The sequence below is a fragment of the Catellatospora vulcania genome (assembly GCF_009720385.1).
GTDB classification, from domain to species: Bacteria; Actinomycetota; Actinomycetes; order Mycobacteriales; family Micromonosporaceae; genus Catellatospora; species Catellatospora vulcania.
Window position 1 is genome coordinate 491,782 of record NZ_ML769302.1, and the last position, 19,855, is coordinate 511,636.

Genomic DNA, 19,855 nt, shown 5'->3' on the forward strand with positions numbered 1-19,855 from the left:
ACCACAGCGCATGCCGCGGGGAGCGGTAATACTGGTCGAATGCTTATCGGGGCTCACGTCGATTATGAAGATCCACTAGCTGAGGCGACCGCGCGAAACGCCGACGTCGTGCAGTTCTTCCTCGCCGATCCACAGGGCTGGAAGGCCCCGGAGATCCGGCCGGACGCCGACGCGCTGCGGGCCAGCCCGGTGGAGATCTTCGTGCATGCCCCGTATGTGCTCAATCTCGCATCGACCAACAACCGGATCCGCATCCCCAGCCGCAAGCTGCTCGGCCAGCACGCCGCCGCGGCCGCCACAGTGGGCGCCAGCGGCCTCATCGTGCACGGCGGCCACGTCAACAAGGGCGAGGACGTCGCGGTCGGCATCGACAACTGGCGCAAGGCGCTGCAGAAGGCACACGACGACGGCGGCCTGCCCGTCCGGGTCCTGATCGAGAACACCGCCGGCGGCGACAACGCGTGCGCGCGGCGCTTCGACGAGCTGGCCAGGCTGTGGGACGCGGTCGGCGACTTCGGCGTCGGCTTCTGCCTGGACACCTGCCACGCCCACGCGGGCGGCGAGGAGCTGCTCGACATCGTGGACCGGGTGAAGTCCATCACCGGGCGGATCGACCTCGTGCACGCGAACGGATCGCGAGACGGATTCGACTCCGGCCGTGATCGGCACGACAATCTGACAGTCAAGAACGTTGAACCCGGGATGATCGACCCCGAGCTGGTGGCCGCCGTGGTGCGCGCCGCCGGCGCGCCCGCCGTGGTGGAGACACCAGGCGGTGCGGAGGGCCAGTCCGCCGACATCGCGTACCTGCGCGCACACCAGTAGAGGGGAACCTGTGAACGGGACCGACGCCGCGCCCGCCAAGGAGCCGACCACCGTCACGGAACCGGCCGCCCCTCGCCACGCCGCACCCGAGCCTCAGCCGGTCGAGGAGGACGCCTTCGCCCGGTTCGCGCCGGACACGGAGGAGGAGAACCCGACCCGGCTGCGCCGGGTGCTGCGGGGCACGCGGTACGCCCTGCTGCACGAGTGGGCCCTGGCCGCCTACGCGTCGCTGGTGCTCGCCGCCGCGATGACCTGGCCCACCCTGCGCTACCCGGCGTACACGATCCCGCAGGACACCGGTGACCCCACCCTGCAGGCGTGGCAGATGGCGTGGTCCGGGCACGTGCTCAAGAACGACTGGTCGCAGCTGTGGAACTCCAACAGCTTCTACCCGGAGAAGTACAGCTTCGCCTTCTCCGACACCCTGCTCGGGTACGCCCCGGCCGGACTGTTCGGCACCGGGCTGGAAGCCGCGCTCGTCCGCTACAACATCATGTACGTGCTGCTGCACGCGCTCGCCTTCTTCGGGGCGTACGTGCTCGCCCGGCAGCTGGGCTCGGGCAAGACCGGGGCGGCCGTGGCGGGCGCCGCGTTCGCGTACGCGCCGTGGCGGCTGGCGCAGGCCGGGCACATGCACGTGATGTCGGTCGGCGGCATCGCCCTGGCACTGGCCATGCTGGCCCGCGGCCACGGGTATTCGCTGCGCCACGGTTACCGGCCGGAGCTGCGCAAGCCGGGCTGGGCGCTGGCGGGCTGGCTGGTCGCCGCCTGGCAGATCAGCCTCGGCTTCGGCATCGGCCTGCCGTTCGCGTACGCCCTGGCGGGCATCGTGCTCACCTGCGTGATCACCTACTTCGTACGCCGGAAGTGGTTCTGGAGCGAGCCGAAGCCGTTCGGCGCGAAGCTGCTGACCTACGACGCCGTCGGCGGCCTCGTCTTCGCCGCGACCGGCGGCCTGATGGCGCTGGCCTACTTCAAGGTCCTGGAGCTGCACCCGTACGCCGAACGCTCCGACTGGGAGGTCAACTTCTACTCCCCGCCGGTGCTGGGCTTCTTCACCAGCCCGGCCCAGTCCATGCCGTGGGGCGAGGCGCATTCCGGCGCGCGGGAGGTGCTCGGCCAGGCGGCGGGGGAGACCAGCCTGCTGCCCGGTTTCGTCCTCTACGGGCTGGCCTTCGCCGGCCTGATCATGTCGATCTGGACCGTGCGCCAGCGGCTGCTGCTGTTCGGCGGCGTGGTGCTGACGGTGGCCCTGGCCATGGGCACCAAGTTCTTCGGCGGCCGCCCCGGCTACATGACGCTGTACGACATCCTCCCGGGCTGGAGCGGCATCCGCACCCCCGGCCGGCTCGTCATCTGGACCACGCTGCTGCTGGCGATCCTCGCCGCGGGCGCGGTGACCGCCTTCGTCGAGCAGGCCAAGACGGTGTCGGAGGACCGGGTGCCGTCCCGGCCGCACCCGCTGCTGCGGCTGGCCACCTTCCTGCCGCTGCTGCTGGTGCTGGCCGAGGGTCTGAACGTGACCGAGCACCCGGTGGTGCCGCTGCAGCCGCCGTCCATGGCGACCGCGCAGGGCCCGATGCTGGTGCTGCCCAGCGACGCGCTGATGGACATGAAGGTGATGGTCTGGTCCACGGACCGGCTGACCCCGATCGTCAACGGCAACAGCGGCTTCACCCCGGCCACGCTCAGCGAGATCCGGGAGCTGACCAAGACGTTCCCGGACCAGGCCAGCGTGAGCCGGCTGCGCGAGCTCGGCGTGAAGACCGTGCTGGTGCTGCGCGAGGAGGCCAAGGGCACGCCGTACGAGCCGGCGCTGACCGCGCCCGCCGACGGCCTCGGCGTGCAGCGCACCGACGCCCCGGACGCGGTCGTCTTCACCCTGTCGTAGGCAGGCGGCACGACGGAGCCCCCGTCACCTGGGAGACGATCCCGGTGGCGGGGGCTCTTGTCATGTCGCCGGAGCGTCAGGCGATCGCGGGGACCGGCCGCTCGGCCGCCGGGTCGGCCGGCAACGGCTCGTTGGCCGGGCCGCCGTCCGGATCGGGGGTGTCGGTGTCGGCGTACGTGCGCCGCACCACGTCCAGTTCCGGGTGGATCATGTCCCGGATCACCAGCACCACGAGCAGGATCACGGTGCCGAGCCGCATGACCGAGGCGAGCACGAAGACGCCCTCGGGGAACACCTGCTTGCCCGAGGCGCCCATCAGCTCGCCGTAGAAGGCGAGGAAGTAGCAGACCTCGGCCAGCTGCCAGGCCAGGAACGCCGGCCACTTCGGGCGGGCCAGCACCAGCAGCGGCAGCAGCCACAGCGTGAACTGCTGCGACCACACCTTGTTGGTGATCAGGAAGATCGCGACGACCAGGAAGGCCAGCTGCGCCAGCCGCGGCGGCGTCTTCACCCGCAAGCCGAACACGAGCAGGCCCACGCAGCCCAGCACGAACAGGCCCAGCGACACGTTGGTCACCGTCGGGACGTCGCCCCACAGCTCCAGCCCGAACGGGTCGAAGTGGCGGGCGACGTACCAGGAGGTGCCCCAGTCGATGATGCGTTCGGAGTTGAGGTCGAGGAAGCGCCGCCAGTTCTCAAAGTTGATCAACATGACCGGCACGTTCACCACCAGCCAGGCGATCACCCCCGCCGCGACCGAGTTGACCAGCGCCGCGTACTGCCGCGAGCGCAGGGCGACGATCAGGATCGGCAGGAAGAGGAAGGCAGGCCAGAGTTTCGCCGCCATGCCGAGACCGAGCATCACCCCCGCCGCGGCCGGATACTTCTTGGCCCAGAGCCAGATGCCGGCCACGGCGAGCACGATCGCCAGCATGTCCCAGTTCACCGTCGCGGTGACCAGCAGCACGGGGGACAACGCGAACAGGGCGGCATCCCACGGTCTGCGGCGGCGCAGCGAAAGGATCATGGCGACCGAGGCGATCGCGAACAGGCTGAGCACGAACGCGTTGGTGTCGTAGAACAGCGTCGCCTGGGGGATCGCGCTGTTCTTCTCGCCGAGCGCGTGGATCGGCAGCCCCAGCGCACCCATGAACGCGCCGGTCAGCACCGGGTACTCCACCGGGTACTCGAGGTAGGGCACCAGGCCCTCGTTGAGGTGCTCGGCGTAGTACAGCGCCAGCACGTCGGTGTAGCAGAAGTGGGTGTACTGCTTGTAGTCCGCCCAGGCGCCGTCCCGGCAGGGCGACTTCTGGACCCAGTGCAGCGCCAGCGTCAGGCAGGTGAGCGCGAGCACGATCCGCGCGGCCGTCCAGAACCGCCCGCCGCGCGAGGGTGTCTCGGGCACGGCGTGCTCGCCGCGCGGTCCGCCGATCGCCTCGGTCAGCCCTCGGACGAAGCCGTCCTCCCTGCCGGGCGACACCACGTGCTCACGAACATCACTCATAGCCCGACATCCTGCCTCAGAAATCCGGGAAGTGCAGCAAGCCCCGCGTGCCGCGTGCGGTCGGCAGGAAGCACCCGGGGCCGCCTGACCGAGCCGCGCAGCGGATGACCGTGCGACAGACAAGGCAGGCGGCCCCGGGCATGACGGCCGCGGGTCAGTCCGACAGGCTCACCACCCGGTCCACCGTGCCCAGATCGGTGTGGGTGGGCAGTGCCGGACCGCAGGCGACGTCGTCCATGACCGCCTCGGCCTCCGGTCCCGGCCGGCCCGTGATGCGTACGCAGAGCCGGACCAGCATTCGCGCGTGGCGCACCTCGCCGGCCTGGTCGAAGGCCACGTCCAGCCGGATGCCCTCGGCAGAGCCGGCGGCCCGGTCGAAGACGGTGCCGACGCCGTACCCCGGCACGGTCACCGCCTGCTCAAGCGAGTGAAGCAGCGCCTGGTCGGCGGGCGCGGTGCGTTCCCGCAGCACTGCCTGCATCGCGGCGGCGGATGTCCGCGCCTGGTCCCGAACCCGTTCGGTGGCCAGGTCCAGTGCGGCCTGATCAGGATCGAGGCTCTGGCATCCGGCCGCCCCCGGCAGGGCGAGCATGACGGCCGTGGCCGCCAGGACGCGCACGCGCGCCCCGGCGACCACGGTGTGGAACCTGCTGCTCACAGGCCGAACTTCGTACGGACGACGTTCTGCATGATGTCAGCGTAGATCCGCGCACCCGAGATCTTCGGGTGCAGGGACTGCTGGGACGCCCCGTTGGCGTTCCAGTCCTCGGGCAGAAAGTCCGGCAGCGGGCCGTCCTCGCCAGGTGTCAGGTCGGTGACGACGGCGTTGATCGTCTCCGGGTTGCCGCAGACCCCCTTGCCGTCGAACAGCCCGGACGCGACCGGGTTGGCGAACTCGATCGCCAGGCCCGGCGTCGCCAGCCGCACCTCGTCGACGGCCTCGCTCATCCGGGTGGCCATCAGCCCACCGGTCGCGTTCAGCCACGGGGCCTCCGACGTGCCGATGCCCGGCACGCAGCCACCCGAGTTCTCCAGCAGCTTCGGGTACCCCATGAGCATGATCTTGGCGTTGGGCGCCTGCTTGTGGATCTCCTGCAGCACGATCTTGATGGAGTCCTTGACCTTGCCGTTGATCAGCTCTTCGGTGTACTCGCCGATCGGCTTCGGCTCGCCGTCCAGCGTGTCGTCCTGGCACAGGCTGGGCAGCCCCACCCCGCCGAAGACACAGTGCGTGAACACCTTGCTGAACCGGGCGTCGTTGCCGCCGATCGACAGCGTCACCAGCGTCGTGTTCTCGTCCAGGTAGCCCTGGTCGAGCTGCGACAGCTCGCCCGAGCCCGGCGTGCCCGTCTGCCCGAAGGCGTTGGTCGGCTTCGGCTGGCCGTACGGCACCGTGTGGTAGGGCAGCAGGTTCTCGCTCTGCGCGCCCGAACACGCCTGCAGGTGGTAGTCCATCGTCGGGTCCCACTCGTCGGCCCGCTTGCCGATCGAGTCCGGATCGTCGCTCAGCGCGGCCTGCCGCGACCACGCGTACTTCGAACGGTGGCAGACGTTCTGGTAGAAGGGCTTCATCTCACCGTCGACGTACTGCAGCAGCTTGAAGTCGGTCTCCTTGTAGTAGTCCACGCCGTCGGCGGCCGAAGCCCCCTCGCCCGACGAGTAGGAGTCACCGAGCGCGACGATCTGGTGCCGCGGCTTGCCCGCCAGCGCCTCGAAGGCCACCGCGTCCCAGGCGACGTCCTCGCTGCCCGCGCCGTCCGGCGTGTCCGTGGTGAGCCGGACCCGCGGGGTCCCGTTCACCGGGAACACCCCGAGCGACACCCAGCGGTGCTCACGGGTGCGCTGCGCCACCACGCGGCGCTTCGTGAAGGACCCGTTGCCCAGGTCGATCTCGTAGGTGGCCTGGCGGGTGTGCGCGCCGTGGTCGGGGATGTGCACCATGACCCGGGTCCAGGCCGACAGCGACCGGTCGAGGGTCCAGGTGCCGGTGACCTTCATCTTCCCGCCGGCGTACGACGGGTTCCTGGTGTGGGCGAACCAGAAGTGCCCGCCGAATCCGCCGCCGATCTGGTGGAAGTCCACCTTGCCGGCGAACTGGTTCAGGGCGTCCCGCTCGAAGTTGAGGGCGAAGGCGCCATGGCTGGCGGGCGGGGTGCAGCCCGGGCGGATCGACGGCGTCCCGTTCGGCACGTCGTCGACTACGAGCGCGCCCGCGGGCAGCCCGGAGGTGCTGCAGTTGGGCACGAAGCTGACCGCGTCGTCCTGGTAAGCGTAGCCGGGGTCGAACCGCAGCACCTCGTTGCCGCACTCGTTCGGGCAGTCGGCCTTCCAGGTGCTCGGCTGGTGGTACCAGCAGTGCAGGTCGTACTGGCCGGCCGCGTTCTTGTGGGCGCACGGGCCCGGCTTGGCCGGGGTGACCGCCGGGTCGTCCGGCACGAAGGTGCTGCCCGGGATGCAGTCGTTGCTGGCATCGCAGAACTCGGTGACCGGAGGTTTGGCGTTCGTCCGGTTCGCGATCGGGTTCGTGCCGCCCCACCAGGCCGCACGGTAGGCCGCGACCTCCGTGGTCGCGCTGTCCGGCAGGGTCGGCGGGTACGCCGCGAAACCGATGACCTTCTCCTGGTAGGGCCAGAACTGCGGAATGCGGGCGTCGTTGTAACCGCCCTCCAGGAAGGGCAGCCGGTTCGCCGGATAGTTCGGGTTGGCCGGGTTGTTGCCCCAACCCACGCCCCATGCGCCGTTGTTCTTGTAGGCGTCGCTCTGCGGGTAGAAGCCGCTGTTGTAGGCCCAGATCGCGTAGAACCAGTTCTCGATCTTCCGAGCGTCGCCGTTGTGGACGGTCAACCCGCCGTTGCGGGTCTGGTTCCACTTGTCCTGCAGGATCCGGACGCCGGCGGCGACGTTCGCCGCGAAGTCCAGGGCGACGGCCCGCTGCGTGTTGTACGGCAGCGCCACCTCGCCCGGCTTCTCCTTGCCCGCGAGCCGCATGCCGTCGGTCACCTGGCCCACGCCGTAACCGCAGTCCGCCTTGTCCCAGCGGACGTCCCAGTCGTCGGTGGTGTCCTCGTCATAGACGTCGGTGCCGTAGTAGTTGCCGATCAGCGGGTTGCCGGTGACACCCGGCACGACGAGCCGCGACGCCTGCCACATGTTCGACTCCTGCGCCACGATGCCCAGGTAGACCTGCGCCGGGACGCGGCCGCCGCCGACGAGCTCCACGCGCGGGAACAGGCTCAGCGGCGAGTAGGCCGGCATGCCGAGATTCATCCAGTTGGCCGGACGAGCGGCGTACGGCGTGTTGGTGATCGCCTGGTTGATGGCCCACTCGACCTGACGCGGCTTGGGCTGCAGCGCCTGGTTGCGCGGGTCGTTGCGGGGGACCGAGCAGTAGCGCTCGTCCTCCACGGGCGCGCTGGGGTCACCGGTCGCCGCGGCCAGCGCCGCGGGACCGGTGGCGGCAAGGCCGGTGGGTGCCGGACCGGCCAGAGCCGCGAGCCGGGGGTGCAGCGCCCCGCCCGACGCGGTCGCCGCGGACGGTGCCGTCTCCGTGCCGACGCCGAAGGTGACGTCCGCTCCGGTCGCGAGCACCCGGGCGTCGATCCGGACCGCGCGCGGCGCCCCCGGGTCGGCCACGGGCACCCGCGGGTCCTCGGTCCCGAGCCAGTGCACCCGGTTCAGCGCGATGTCGCCGTGTGAGGAGAAGGTCGCTCCCCGCGGCGCCTCGGTGCGGCGCACGCTGCCCGGCAGGGATGCCACCTTGCCGGTCTTGCCGGTGATGAAGACCCGGCCCGCGGCGCCCGCGGCGAGGTCGACATCTGCCAGCTTGCCCTCGGCCAGGGTGCGGGCCGCGCCGGCCTTCACCGCAGTGGCGAGCCGGCGGACCCTCGCCTGGTCGCCCGCATGCTCCAGGAACACCACGCCGCCGTCCGCGTCCGGCTTCAGCAGGTACGCCACACCGGTGGTCGGCGCGACCTCCGTCTGGCCGCCGTCGCGCGCCACGCGGAACAGCCGGCCCGCGCCCGCCGCGACGATGCCGTCCCGAGTCGGCACGGCCGAGGTCAGCTGCCCCTCCGTCGTGATCGGAGTGGCGAGCTTGCCGCGGGCGGCGTCAAGCTCGAGCAGCCGGGTCTGCGCCTTGCCCGCGCCGCCGAACTGGGAGATCAGCGCGGTCTCGCCGACGCCGCAGCCGGGGTTGAAGTAGGCCAGGGAGGACTGCACCGGCACCTTGGTCACCCGGCCGGAGGCCAGGTCCACCACCGCGGTGAAGCCGCCGCGATCGAACAGCTCCTGCTTGTTGGTGAAGGTACGCGGCGCGTACACGACCACCACGCGCTTGGCCGACCCGGTGAGACAGGCGTTGCCGATCCACTGGTCGGTGTCGAACCCGGGCTCCGACAGCGTCGCCACCGTGCGCCAGCTGTAGCCGGAAGCGGCGGTCGCCGTCATCACGTGGAAGCCCGTCGCATCGCCGGACGTCGTCCAGGCCACGTCGGGTGACTTCGCCCAGTCCTTGCGAAGAACCGTGTCGCGCCGGGCCGGATCCACCGACCCTCGCAGCTTCGGCGACGCGTCTGCGGCAGCGGCCGGATCCGCCGTGGGTGAGGGAGCCGGCGGCGCGGCCTGCACAGCCTGCGGGAGCATGGCGATCGCGGTACACGCCGCTGCCAGCAGCCCCGCGCGGCGCCATCGTCTTGGGGACATGACTCTCCGTTCGGTTCGGTCCGGCCGTGTCCTCCAGGGGACGGTGCGTCATGTACGGCACGGACCCGACGTGCGAGGAGGGCCGGGAAGGGGTTCCGCAGACAAGTGGCTGCCTGCGGGACCGACGGTGCGGGAACGCCCCACCGAAGGCCCACCGCGAGTCCATCGAACGGCCATTCCGACCGGACCACGTGTGATGTGTGCCACCGGTGCCGGCGGTGGACGACCTCCGCGCCGCTCCGATGTGTACCGATTTGCCCGGCAGAGACCGGCGTCACAGGCATCCCCCGAACGGCCCCCCGGTCGTCTCCATCTGAAGCCCGGTGACTAGGACTGGACGTACGCCGGATAACCGTTAGGCTCACGTCTCGCTGGTCACGGGGGCCGGCAGCAAGTAGCACATGGGAGCAACACCGGTGGGCATCCAGATCCTTGGGCCTCTGGCCGTACGAGGCACCGACGGCGTCGAGTTGGCACTCGCCGGCCCGCGCCACCGCAAGATCCTCGCCGCGCTCCTGCTTCAGCCGAACCGGCTGCTGAGCACGAGCAGGCTCATCGACGTCATCTGGCCGGACAGCCCGCCTGCCACCGCCCGCGAGCAGGTGCAGAACTGCGTGAGCCTGCTCCGGCGCCAGCTCACGGGATCCCTGGCGGGTGTCGACATCGTCCGGCAGCCCACCGGCTACCGCATTCACGTCGACGACGGGATGCTCGACGCCGTGGTCTTCCGAGGACTCGTCCGGTCGGCTGAACTGTGCGCCGCGGACGGCGACACCGAGCGAGCCCGCGAACTGCTGCGCCGGTCCCTGCTCCTCTGGAACGGCCGGGTCCTGGAGGACGTGGACGCCGCGGAGCTGGCCCCGGCGAAGATCCACCTGGAGGAGCTGCAGGTCTGCGCCGTCATCCAGTACGCCAAGATCACCGAGCGGAGCGACCGGATCGACGCGGAGTTCCTCGCCGACCTCCGGCAGTGGATCTCTCTCCTGCCGTACCACGAAGGGCTCGTCGCCACGCTGGCGCGGCTGCTCCACCGCGGCGGCCGGACCTCGGACGCGCTGGACATCGTGCGGGACCTGCGTCGGCGGGTCCGGGACGAGCTCGGCCTGTGCCCGGGAGCGGAGATCGAGAGGCTGGAGCGGGAGATCCTGCTGGGCGCAGTCCCCGGCGACGTCTCCCGAAACGGTGAGGACTTCCAGCAGCTGCGGGAGCTGCTCACCTCCGCGGTGGAGGGGCTCAGCCAGATCGCGCAGCTCGTCAGCCACATCGACCGGCGGCTCGCCGCGCTGAAGTGAGCGGGCGGCAGCCGGCCTCTCACCTCGCACGCTGCGGCCCTTCCACAGACTGTCAAGCCTGCGGAAGGGCCGTGGCAAATCGTGTTCGTACCCCTGCTCTGCGTCAGAACTTGTCGGTGCAGATCTTCGACGAGTAGGTGTTCGTGCCGATGTAGATCTCGTCGGCGTACGTGATGATGCAGGCACGACCGAGGTAACCGGCGTCGTTCAGCATGTTGGAGAAGTGGTTGCCCGAACCGGCGCTGCCGTTGTCGTAGGTGCGCTGGGTGCCGCTGGTGTAGAAGCTCTCGATGCGCAGGTCGTTGTAGTAGCCCCACTCGCTGCCCGACTGCAGGCGCGTCCACACCGTGCGGCACCGCGGGCTGTAGCGCAGCTCCAGCACGCCCGTGTATCCGCCGACGTTGTACGCCTTCGACTTGGCGGTGTAGACGGCCGGGTCGTAGGCGCATCCCTGGCCGTTGCCGCCGGGCTCGGTGATGGCCCAGAACGTTTGCGGGTCCTGGTAGTCGCACGAACTGCCGCACTGGCTGGCGGCGGAGGCCGGCGTCGCCGTAGCGAGGATGCTGAGCAGGCCGATGCCTACCGCCAGCACGGCGTTGCGCAATTTGTTCTTCATGGTGAGACCTCTCTGCTGTACAGGTGCCGGTCCACTCGACCGGACGCACAGCAGGCTCGCAAGCCGGGCCACTCGAATGCCATCAGCGCATCATCATCCGGCCAACATTGCCCGTCGGCCCTGCGCCGGCAAGCCCTCGCCGACACCGGCCGGCTGACGGGCGGCCACACCCCGGAAAAAGAAGAGGGACCCCCTGCGGGGGTCCCTCTTCGTCAGCAGGCTGTCACGGGCAAGGTTTGCCCGGCTTCGGTATGCAGATGCCACCACCGGCGGTGCCCGACGGCGTCGGCGACGGGTTGGGGTTCGGGTTGCCGGGGTTGCCCGGGTTGCCCGGCTGGTTCTCGCAGCCCGGCTGGTTCGGGTTGAGGAAGCAGGAAGCCGGGTCCGGTGTCGGCGTGGTCTCCTTGCCGTCGCCGGCGTCCTGGTCGCCGATGCAGCCGCCGCAGCCGAACTCGATCGGCTTGGGGCCGAACTTGAGCACGTCGTCGGCCTTGTTCATGAACGAGGTCCAGATCGTCTTCGGCAGGTTGCCACTGCCGATCTTGTTACCGTCGGGGTCCCTGATCGGCTCGGACTCGTGCAGGTAGTTGCCGACCCAGACCGCGGTCGCGATCTGCGGCGTGTAACCGACGTACCAGGCGCTGGAGTTCTGCCCGGCCCACTGGTTGCCGGCCTGCCAGGTGCCCGACTTGGAAACCGAGTCCCGGCCGCTCAACTTCGTGCCGCTGTAGTTCTTCAGCACGGTGTTGACCTCACCGACGATGTTCGCGTCGATCCGGCGCTCGCCCTTGGTCTTCGCCCCGGTGCCGGCGACGGGCTTCCAGACGCTCTTGTCGCCCTCGGTCACCTTGCGTTCGACCTTCTCGATGAAGTGCGGCTTGTGGTAGATGCCGTTCGCCGCGAACGTGGCGATGCCCGTGGCATGGTCGAGCACGGTGATCGGGTACTGGCCGAAGCCGACGTGGGGGCCGAGCGGAACCTCGTTCCCCTTCTTCTTGGTGAGGTCGAAGCCCTTGCCGCTGTCGTCCCAGATCATGCTGACGCCGGCCGCCGACGCCATGTCCATCACGGCTGCCGGGGTGATCTTCTCGGTGACCTTGTAGAACGGCACGTTGAAGGACAGCTGCGCCATCTTGGCGAGCGTGCAGTTCGTGCCGCAGGGCGGGTTGGACCGGTCCGCGTTGCGAAGCTTGGTCTTGGAGCCCTTCGGCGTGAACGGGGTCGGGTCCCAGTGCGATTCGACCGAGACGCCGGCCTTGACCGCCGCGGCCAGCGTGTAGATCTTGAACGACGACGCGGGGGAGTGCCCGCCGGTCACGTAGGGGCCGCCCTCGCCGTTCTTGCCGGCCTTGTCATAGGTGGTGCCGTCCATGCCGCCGTAGTAGGCGAGCACGCCGCCGGTCTGCGGGTTGATGGACACCGCGGCGGCCGTGACGTTCTTCGGGTACTTGTTGAGCAGCGAGGTCGGCGTGTTGGTCGCCTTGGTGACCTCGGACCGGCAGGTGATCTTCTTCGGGTCCTTCGGGTTCTTGGGGTCGGTCAGCAGCGGCTTGCCGTCGACCTTGTCGAGCTTGGTCTTGCCGTCCTCGGCGAGGGTGTACTGAACGGTCTTGCCTGCCTTGTCCTTGCAGATCTCCACCACGATGTACTCGCGGTTGACCCGCTTCTCCAGCTCGGACTGGGCCTTGGCGTCGATGGTCAAGGTGATCTTGAGGCCACCGTTCTTCCAGTCGGTGATGCCGATGGCCTCCAGCGCCTTCTTGACCTCCGGAGTCTCCATCTCCTTCTTGATGTAGTTGATCACCGGACCCGTGCTGGACCCCTTGATGCCCCAGGTGGCGTTGTTCTTGCCGCCGGGGGTGAACGGGATCCACTTGGGGAAGCCCTTGGCCTTGACCTCGTCCACCTCGGCCTGGGTCAGCGTGTTCATCTTCACCACGCTGTTGAGCACGTAGTTCCAGCGGTCCTTGGCAGCGGCCTCGTCGTTCTGCGGGTCGTAGCCCTTGTACTGGCAGTCCTTGAGCTCCACGTCCCCGCACTGCGGCTCCGGCTGCTTGAGCACCGCGCCGAGCATCGCCGCCTGATCGATGGTCAGCTTCTCCGCGTCGACCCCGAAGTAGGCCTTGGCCGCCGCGCCCACGCCGGTCGCGCCGCGGCCGAAGTAGGCGGTGTTGACGTAGAAGCCGAGGATCTCGTCCTTCGTGTACTCCTGCTCGAGCTCCCGCGCCCAGACCGCTTCGCGCAGCTTACGGGCGTAGCTGACCTCGAGGTCGTCCGCCGCGGCGCGCGCGTACTGCTGGGTGATCGTCGAGGCGCCCTGGGTGGCGCCGCCGGTGAGGTTGTTCCACGCGGCACGCGCGATACCCCACAGGTCGATGCCGTCGTGGTTGTAGAACTCCTGGTCCTCGCCCGCGATCAGGGTGTCCTTGATCTTCTTGTCGAGCACCTTCATGTCGACGAGGCGGCGGTTCTCCGTGCCGAGCTGGGCGACCTGCGTCTTGCCGTCGGAGGCGAAGATGAGGGTGTTCTGCTGCAGCTTGAACGAGCCCGGCTCGGGCACGCCGCTCAGGAACGAGGTGAACGCGATCATCCCACCGCCGGCAAGCATGATCAGCACGGCCACCGAGGCGAGCGCGATGGTCAGCTTGTTGCGTTTCTTCTTGCCGGGTTTGCCGTTCTTCCCGGCTTTGGCGTTCTTGCCCTTGCCGGAGGGGAGCTCGTCCTCGCCCGTGTCGAGGCCGGCAGGCCGCACGCTGGCCCGGCCCGCGACGCCGGGGACGCTCGCGCGTCCCGGAGGGGCGCCGACGGTGGCACGCCCGGCGGTGCCGCCGACGGTCGCCCGCCCTGCGGAGGCGCCGACGGTGGCCCGGCCGGCAGCCGGGCTGATCGGGGGGCTCACGGGAGCCTGGCCGTAGCCGGGGTCTCCATAGCCGTTCTGGTCCGCGCCGCTGTAGCCGCCGCCCTGGGGGTATCCGCCGCCGTTGGCGGAGTACTGCCCGTAGTCCGCCTGGTCGCCCGACGAGTAGTCGTAGCCGTAGTCGTCGGATGGCACCGAGGCGCGGCCCGTGTTCTGCACGGGCGGCGGCGGGTATGACTGACGATACTGCTCGTCGTCATACCCGTTACCGGCGTGAGGGTCGCCGTACGAAGTCATCTGTCACACCGTTCCGGTCGGGGATGGGGCGGTGGCGGCAGCCGCTGACAGCTGGGGGGCTGTCCTGTGTGCGCGTCCCAGGAGGTACTGCTCCACCAGGTGGTTCCAGTCACAGCCGCGGCACACCTCGACCACGTAGACCTGAAACTCACCCAGCGTGTCGGCCAGCACCGCGAGTTCGGCGCGGGAGCGCGCCTGTCCCGCGGAATTCTTGAGCTGATCGCCGTAGATGTAGTGCACGTTGATCACGAACTCGCGACGGCATATCGGGCACCGTTTCTCGGTGGCCTCGCCGTGGAAGCGAGCCGCGCTCTTCAGGTAGGGCGAGGCATCGCACACCTCTGACGTGCCGACCCTTCCCGCGTACACCTCACGCAGCAGAGCTCGCCGCTGGAGGGAATAGTCAACGAATCCGTCGCCCTGCCGCTGGGCGGCACGAGGCGACGCACTGACTCGTTGCTGCGCGCGCATGAAAAGCAGGGTAGCCCCTCCTTCGGCGTGCCGCGACCGCCGTTACGCAGCGTGACCAGCGCCAAGCCCAGCGCTCAATGATCATCGTTTCTGGTGATCGTCGGCACCGCTGTATTGCCTGGACAGGTCGCGGCGTTCTAACGTAACGATGTATCGGCGCGATACATCGCGACGAAGACCCAGACCGCGAGACCGATCAGAGGGGGTGGCCGACATGCTCGACCTGGCCATCCTCGGCCTGCTGCATGAGTCCCCGATGCATGGGTATGAGCTGCGCAAGCAACTCAGCACCAAGCTGGGCGCGATCCGCGCGGCGATCAGCTACGGCTCTCTCTACCCCACACTGCGACGGTTGCAAACCGCCGGCTGGATCACCGAAGCCGGGGAGACCCCGGCCGGCGACGCCGACGTGCCGCCGTTGACCAGTCGGCGGGGCAGGGTGGTCTACAAGATCACGGCCGAGGGCAAGGAGCGGTTCCAGGACCTGCTGGCGCAGGTGGGGCCGGAGGCATACGAGGACGCCGCGTTCGGCGTGCACTTCGCCTTCTTCTCCCGCACCGACGTCGACATCCGCCTGCGCATCCTGGAGGGCCGCCGCCGCAAGGTGGAGGAACGCCGGGAGGGCTTCCGGGAGGTGCTCGCCCGGGCCGCGGAGCGGCTCGACGCGTACACCCTGGAACTCCAGCGGCACGGACTGGATGCCGCGGACCGCGAGGTCCGCTGGCTGGAGGAGCTCATCGCGAACGAGCGCTCCGGCCGCACCCCGCAGCCGCGCGGGGCCGAGGGCGAGCTCCGACCGAGCCCGCGCACCACAGATTCCGCACGACCGCTCACGGCCCGACCGGGCCCTGACGACTCCGCCCAGTGAGTTGGGCGGCGCAGCCGATCGGCTGTCCGCCCGAAGATGAAGAAGGAGGCAGGAGCTATGGGCTCCGTCCGCGTTGCCATCGTCGGTGTCGGTAACTGCGCCTCGTCCCTGGTCCAGGGCGTGGAGTACTACCGGGACGCCGACCCGTCCGAACGGGTACCCGGCCTGATGCACGTCGATTTCGGCGGGTATCACGTCCGTGACGTCGAGTTCGTCGCCGCGTTCGACGTCGACGCCAAGAAGGTCGGCCGTGACGTCGCCGAGGCCATCGTGGCCAGCGAGAACAACACCATCAAGCTGTGCGACGTGGCGCCCACCGGCATCACCGTGCAGCGTGGCCCGACCATGGACGGCCTGGGCCAGTACTACCGCGAGATGGTCGAGGAGTCCGACGACGCCCCGGCCGACGTGGTCAAGGTCCTCAAGGACGCCCAGGCCGACGTGGTGGTCTGCTACCTGCCGGTCGGCTCGGAGCAGGCGGCCAAGTTCTACGCCGAGGCCGCGATCGAGGCGGGCTGCGCCTTCGTGAACGCGCTGCCGGTCTTCATCGCCTCCGACCCGGTGTGGGCCAAGAAGTTCGAGGACGCGGGCCTGCCGATCGTCGGCGACGACATCAAGAGCCAGGTCGGCGCCACCATCGTGCACCGCGCCCTGGCGAAGCTGTTCGAGGACCGCGGCGTGGAGCTGCTGCGGACCTACCAGCTCAACTTCGGCGGCAACATGGACTTCATGAACATGCTGGAGCGCAAGCGCCTGGTCTCGAAGAAGATCTCGAAGACGCAGTCGGTGACGTCCCAGATCCCGCACGAGATGTCCAAGAGCGACGTGCACATCGGCCCGTCGGACCACGTGCCGTGGCTCGACGACCGCAAGTGGGCCTACATCCGCCTGGAGGGCCGCTCGTTCGGGGACACCCCGCTCAACGCCGAGCTCAAGCTCGAGGTGTGGGACTCGCCGAACTCGGCCGGCGTCATCATCGACGCGGTGCGGGCCGCGAAGATCGCACTGGACCGGAAGATCGGTGGCCCGATTCTGTCCGCTTCGAGCTATTTCATGAAGTCGCCGCCGGTGCAGTACAACGACCACGACGCGCACGAGTCGGTCGAGAACTTCATCAAGGGCACTGTTAATCGTTGATTTCGGACCCGTTCTTGAAAAGTGTGAGCGGGCACACTCATTCATGTGACGATGGCCTGTCTACTGCGGAAATTGACGTACGTCACGCGGTAGATAGGCCATCGTCTGTACTAATAGGCCCCTGACGCGCAGCTTTAAGGCACGCTCGGTGTATGGACCCTCGGCCCGCGGATATGCATAGTGGGGTCATGGGGAAGTCAGATCTGATGGATCGGGTGACCACGGACCTGTCACGTGGCCATACCTACCCGGCGGTCCAGCGCATGCACAGCCTGGTCGCCGCGCATCCCACCGACCTGGATCTGCGGCGCAGGCTTGCCGCGATCTACCGGGCCACCGGCAACGCCGTCGAGGCCGGCCGCTGGTCCTACCTGGACGAAGCGGCCGAACCCGCCGAAATCGAGGCGTTCGAGGCCCGCTACCCGGCACACCGTCGCCTCGACGCGCTGCGCTGGCCGACCGGCGCACCCGCGCCGACCGACGTCTCCCGGGTGAGGCTGGCACCGCTGCTGGCCGCGGCCGCTTCGGCACAGGCGCCGAAGCCGGACTCCCGCCGTGGATCACGCCTGCAGACCGCCGCCGCCGTCGCGGCACTGGTCGCGCTGTCCGCATTGGTGGTCGTCGGCGCCCGGACCGCACTGGACTGGATCTTCTAGCGCCGAAACATCGGTGTGATCTGTGACCCGGCCGTTATAAATGCCCCTGGCGTGACATGCCACCGGTCCATAAGGATCAGTGAGTGGCAAAGGCGGACGTACTCGCCCGGGTGCGCGCCGATCTCGCGGCCGGGCATACCCATCTGGCTGTGCAGCGTCTGCGGACCCTGCTGGCCGTCCTTCCCGACGACATCGACATCCGCGCGCTGCTCTCCTCCATCTACCGGCAGACCGGTAATCCTGTGGAGGCCGGCCGGTGGGGCTTCCTGACCGACGAGGTGCGCGAGGCCGAGTTGACGGCGTTCGCCAAGGCCAACCCCGATCCCTGGCAGCGGTTGCGGCTGCTGCACTTCCAGGGCGACACCGTGCACCTGTCAGAGACCGCGGCGCAGCGCCTGGTGCAGCTGGCCGACGAGGCGGAACGCTCGGGCAAACCGACCCAGTGGGCGGGGTCGTACCGTGCCCCCACCAAGAAGCGCGGCGTGGTGGTCCCGTGCCTGTTCACCTTCCTGGTGATCGGCCTCGCCATGGTGCTGGCCGGCATCGGCGCCATCAAGGTCATCAGCTGGGTGGCGGACTGACCCGCCGTCGCCCGCGGTAGCGGCCGCTCGGTGTCATCCGTAGCGCAGCGGAGGATGACACCGAGCAAGGCCGCGGTAGCCGGCGAGCATGTTGCCGTGACTGGGCACAGTTGCCCGAGGTCGCTACGGTTCCCGGCGTGGGTACGGCGACACTGATCTTTTTGATCATCGGGGCACTCGGCATCGTCATCGCGGCGGTGGCCGTCCTCGGTGGTGACCTCCTCGACCTCGGCGACGGCTTCGTCTCCACGGAACTCGTGGCCTCTCTGGTCGGCGGCTTCGGCTTCAGCGCCGCCGTCGTCAACGAGCTCACCGGCGACGCCCTCGGCATCGCCGCGGTGATCTTCATCGCTGTGGTCTCCGCGATACCACTGGCTCTACTGGCCAGCTACCTGGTAAAACGCATGTCGAACATGCGCACCGACGCCACCCCGACCCGCGCCGACCTGGTCGGCACCAGGGGCGTGGTGGTCACCCCGATACCCGCCGGCGGCTTCGGCGAGGTCCGCGTACGCATCGGTGGCCAGCCCGTCAAGCTGTCCGCCCGTGCCGAGCGCCCCGTGCCGCTGGGCACCAAGGTCGTCGTGACGTCCGCCGTCAGCGACACCAGCGTGATCGTTCAGGAAGTCCCGGAGCAGTAGCTCCCCCATAAGAAGGAAGGCAATGACAGCCCTCACCATTGCGATCGCGGGCGGCGTGCTGCTCGTGCTCCTGCTCATCCTCTTCGTGCTGTCCCGGATCAAGGTCGCCGGGCCCAACGAGGCCTTCATCGTGACCGGCCGCAAGGGCCGGACCACCGAGACCGCCGACGGGGCACGCTCCACCGACCTGTCGGGCCAGAAGGTCGTCATGGGCGCCTCCGTGTTCGTGCTGCCGGTGGTCCAGAAGCTGCAGGTCCTCGACCTGTCCAGCCGCCGTATCCACGTCGAGATCACGGGCGCGGTGAGCAAGCAGGGCATCCGCGCCAACCTGCAGGGCGTCGCGATCGTGAAGGTCGGCGGCACCGAGGACGCGATTCGCGCCTCGGCCCAGCGCTTCCTGCACCAGCAGAGCGAGATCGAGGAGTTCACCCGTGAGGTCCTCGCCGGTGCACTGCGCTCCATCGTGGGCCGGCTCACCATCGAGGAGATCATCCGGGACCGGGCCGCCTTCGCCTCCGCCGTCGCGGAGGAGGCGGAGCACTCGATGACGAACCAGGGTCTGGTGCTCGACACGTTCCAGCTGCAGGACATCCTCGCCGAGGGCTCGTACCTGCAGGACCTGGGCCGGCCCGAGGCCGCCCGGGTGCTCAAGGACGCCGCCATCGCCGAGGCTCTGGCCCGCCAGCAGGCCGAGCAGGCCCGCCTGCTGGCCGAGGAGTCGATCGCCGAGGCGCAGCGCAACCTGGCCCTCAAGCAGGCCGGCATCCAGGCCGAGATCGACGCCGCCAAGGCCGTCTCCGCCGCTGCCGGCCCGCTGGCCGAGGCCGAGCGCCAGCAGGTGATCATCGCCGAGCAGCGCAAGGTCGCCGAGCAGAACGCCGAGCTCAAGCAGCGCCAGCTCGACACCGAGGTGCGCAAGCCGGCCGACGCGGCACGGTACAAGGTCGAGCAGGAGGCCGAGGCCGACCGCAACGCCCGGGTGCTGGCCGCCGACGCGGCCCGCCAGGCGACCATCGCCGCCGCCCAGGCCCAGGCCGAGCAGTCGCGCCTGACCGGTGAGGGTGAGCGCGCCCGCCGCGCAGCCCTGGCCGAGGCCAACGCGATCGAAGGCGCCAAGGAGGGTGAGGCCGAGCAGCGGCGGCGTACCGCCATCGCCGACGCGGTGGAGCGCGAAGGCACCGCCGACGCGGCCGCCATCCTGGCCAAGGGCCAGTCCGAGGCCGAGGCGATGCGCCTCAAGGCCGAGGCTTTCGCCCAGTACGGCGAGGCGGCCGTGCTCGACCTGCTGGTCCGGGTGCTGCCGCAGGTCGTCGCCGCGGCGTCCGCGCCGATGAGCGCGATCGACAAGATGACCGTCATCTCCACCGACGGCGCCAGCTCGCTGACCAAGTCCGTGGCCACCAACGTGGCCCAGGGCCTGCAGCTGGGCAACGACCTGACCGGCATCGACCTGCCGGCGCTGCTGGCGAAGGTGACCGGAGCGGCGAACAACAAGGAGTGATCCATCCGCGGCGGGTG

General features: G+C 69.4%; 15 protein-coding genes. 9 read left to right on the plus strand and 6 right to left on the minus strand.

The annotated features are described in order from the left end of the window. Positions 1-39 precede the first annotated feature (39 nt). Positions 40-825, plus strand: a complete 786-nt coding sequence (locus F6W97_RS06570) for a deoxyribonuclease IV (protein WP_155369218.1) — start codon at positions 40-42, stop codon at positions 823-825. Positions 826-835: 10 nt separating this feature from the next. Beyond that, positions 836-2,716, plus strand: coding sequence for a hypothetical protein (locus F6W97_RS06575; RefSeq protein WP_155369219.1), 1,881 nt, complete (start codon positions 836-838; stop codon positions 2,714-2,716). A 76-nt stretch (positions 2,717-2,792) separates the two neighbouring features. Here the strand turns inward: F6W97_RS06575 and F6W97_RS06580 are convergent, their stop codons facing one another. The 3 genes from F6W97_RS06580 to F6W97_RS06590 all read right to left on the minus strand — a co-directional run bounded on the left by F6W97_RS06580 (position 2,793) and on the right by F6W97_RS06590 (position 8,921). Next, entirely contained in the window at positions 2,793-4,220 is a 1,428-nt protein-coding gene (locus tag F6W97_RS06580; RefSeq protein WP_155369220.1) for a glycosyltransferase family 87 protein, read from the minus strand. Positions 4,221-4,374: 154 nt separating this feature from the next. Next, the gene (locus F6W97_RS06585; protein WP_155369221.1) at positions 4,375-4,878 is read right to left on the minus strand and encodes a hypothetical protein; all 504 of its coding nucleotides are present in this window, start codon (positions 4,876-4,878) and stop codon (positions 4,375-4,377) included. Next, positions 4,875-8,921, minus strand: coding sequence for an SGNH/GDSL hydrolase family protein (locus F6W97_RS06590; protein ID WP_155369222.1), 4,047 nt, complete (start codon positions 8,919-8,921; stop codon positions 4,875-4,877). The genes F6W97_RS06585 and F6W97_RS06590 overlap by 4 nt, the downstream gene beginning before the upstream one ends. A 401-nt stretch (positions 8,922-9,322) precedes the next feature. On the opposite strand from F6W97_RS06590, the gene F6W97_RS06595 reads away from it, so the two are divergent. Beyond that, on the plus strand, positions 9,323-10,213 hold the full coding sequence (locus F6W97_RS06595) for an AfsR/SARP family transcriptional regulator (RefSeq protein ID WP_155369223.1): 891 nt from the start codon (positions 9,323-9,325) through the stop codon (positions 10,211-10,213). A gap of 103 nt (positions 10,214-10,316) precedes the next feature. Here the strand turns inward: F6W97_RS06595 and F6W97_RS06600 are convergent, their stop codons facing one another. From F6W97_RS06600 to F6W97_RS06610, 3 genes are all read right to left on the minus strand, one after another. After that, complete coding sequence (locus tag F6W97_RS06600) at positions 10,317-10,829, minus strand: DUF2690 domain-containing protein (RefSeq protein WP_155369224.1); 513 nt, start codon at positions 10,827-10,829, stop codon at positions 10,317-10,319. A 223-nt stretch (positions 10,830-11,052) separates the two neighbouring features. Beyond that, entirely contained in the window at positions 11,053-13,983 is a 2,931-nt protein-coding gene (locus tag F6W97_RS06605; protein ID WP_155369225.1) for a transglycosylase domain-containing protein, read from the minus strand. Between the two features lie 3 nt (positions 13,984-13,986). Next, the gene (locus F6W97_RS06610; protein ID WP_186315614.1) at positions 13,987-14,454 is read right to left on the minus strand and encodes a DUF5318 family protein; all 468 of its coding nucleotides are present in this window, start codon (positions 14,452-14,454) and stop codon (positions 13,987-13,989) included. Positions 14,455-14,668: 214 nt separating this feature from the next. Between F6W97_RS06610 and F6W97_RS06615 the strand changes: the two genes are divergently transcribed. From F6W97_RS06615 to F6W97_RS06640, 6 genes are all read left to right on the plus strand, one after another. Continuing rightward, positions 14,669-15,322 (plus strand): PadR family transcriptional regulator, encoded by a 654-nt coding sequence (locus tag F6W97_RS06615; RefSeq protein WP_155369226.1) that lies wholly within the window; start codon positions 14,669-14,671, stop codon positions 15,320-15,322. Between the two features lie 57 nt (positions 15,323-15,379). Further along, positions 15,380-16,459, plus strand: coding sequence for an inositol-3-phosphate synthase (locus F6W97_RS06620; RefSeq protein WP_155369227.1), 1,080 nt, complete (start codon positions 15,380-15,382; stop codon positions 16,457-16,459). Between the two features lie 188 nt (positions 16,460-16,647). Continuing rightward, complete coding sequence (locus F6W97_RS06625; RefSeq protein ID WP_155369228.1) at positions 16,648-17,115, plus strand: DUF6584 family protein; 468 nt, start codon at positions 16,648-16,650, stop codon at positions 17,113-17,115. Between the two features lie 83 nt (positions 17,116-17,198). Further along, positions 17,199-17,696 (plus strand): DUF6584 family protein, encoded by a 498-nt coding sequence (locus tag F6W97_RS06630; RefSeq protein ID WP_155369229.1) that lies wholly within the window; start codon positions 17,199-17,201, stop codon positions 17,694-17,696. Positions 17,697-17,833: 137 nt separating this feature from the next. Continuing rightward, positions 17,834-18,337, plus strand: coding sequence for an NfeD family protein (locus F6W97_RS06635; RefSeq protein ID WP_196279002.1), 504 nt, complete (start codon positions 17,834-17,836; stop codon positions 18,335-18,337). Between the two features lie 22 nt (positions 18,338-18,359). Beyond that, positions 18,360-19,838 (plus strand): flotillin family protein, encoded by a 1,479-nt coding sequence (locus F6W97_RS06640; RefSeq protein ID WP_155369231.1) that lies wholly within the window; start codon positions 18,360-18,362, stop codon positions 19,836-19,838. The last annotated feature ends 17 nt before the right edge of the window (positions 19,839-19,855 follow it).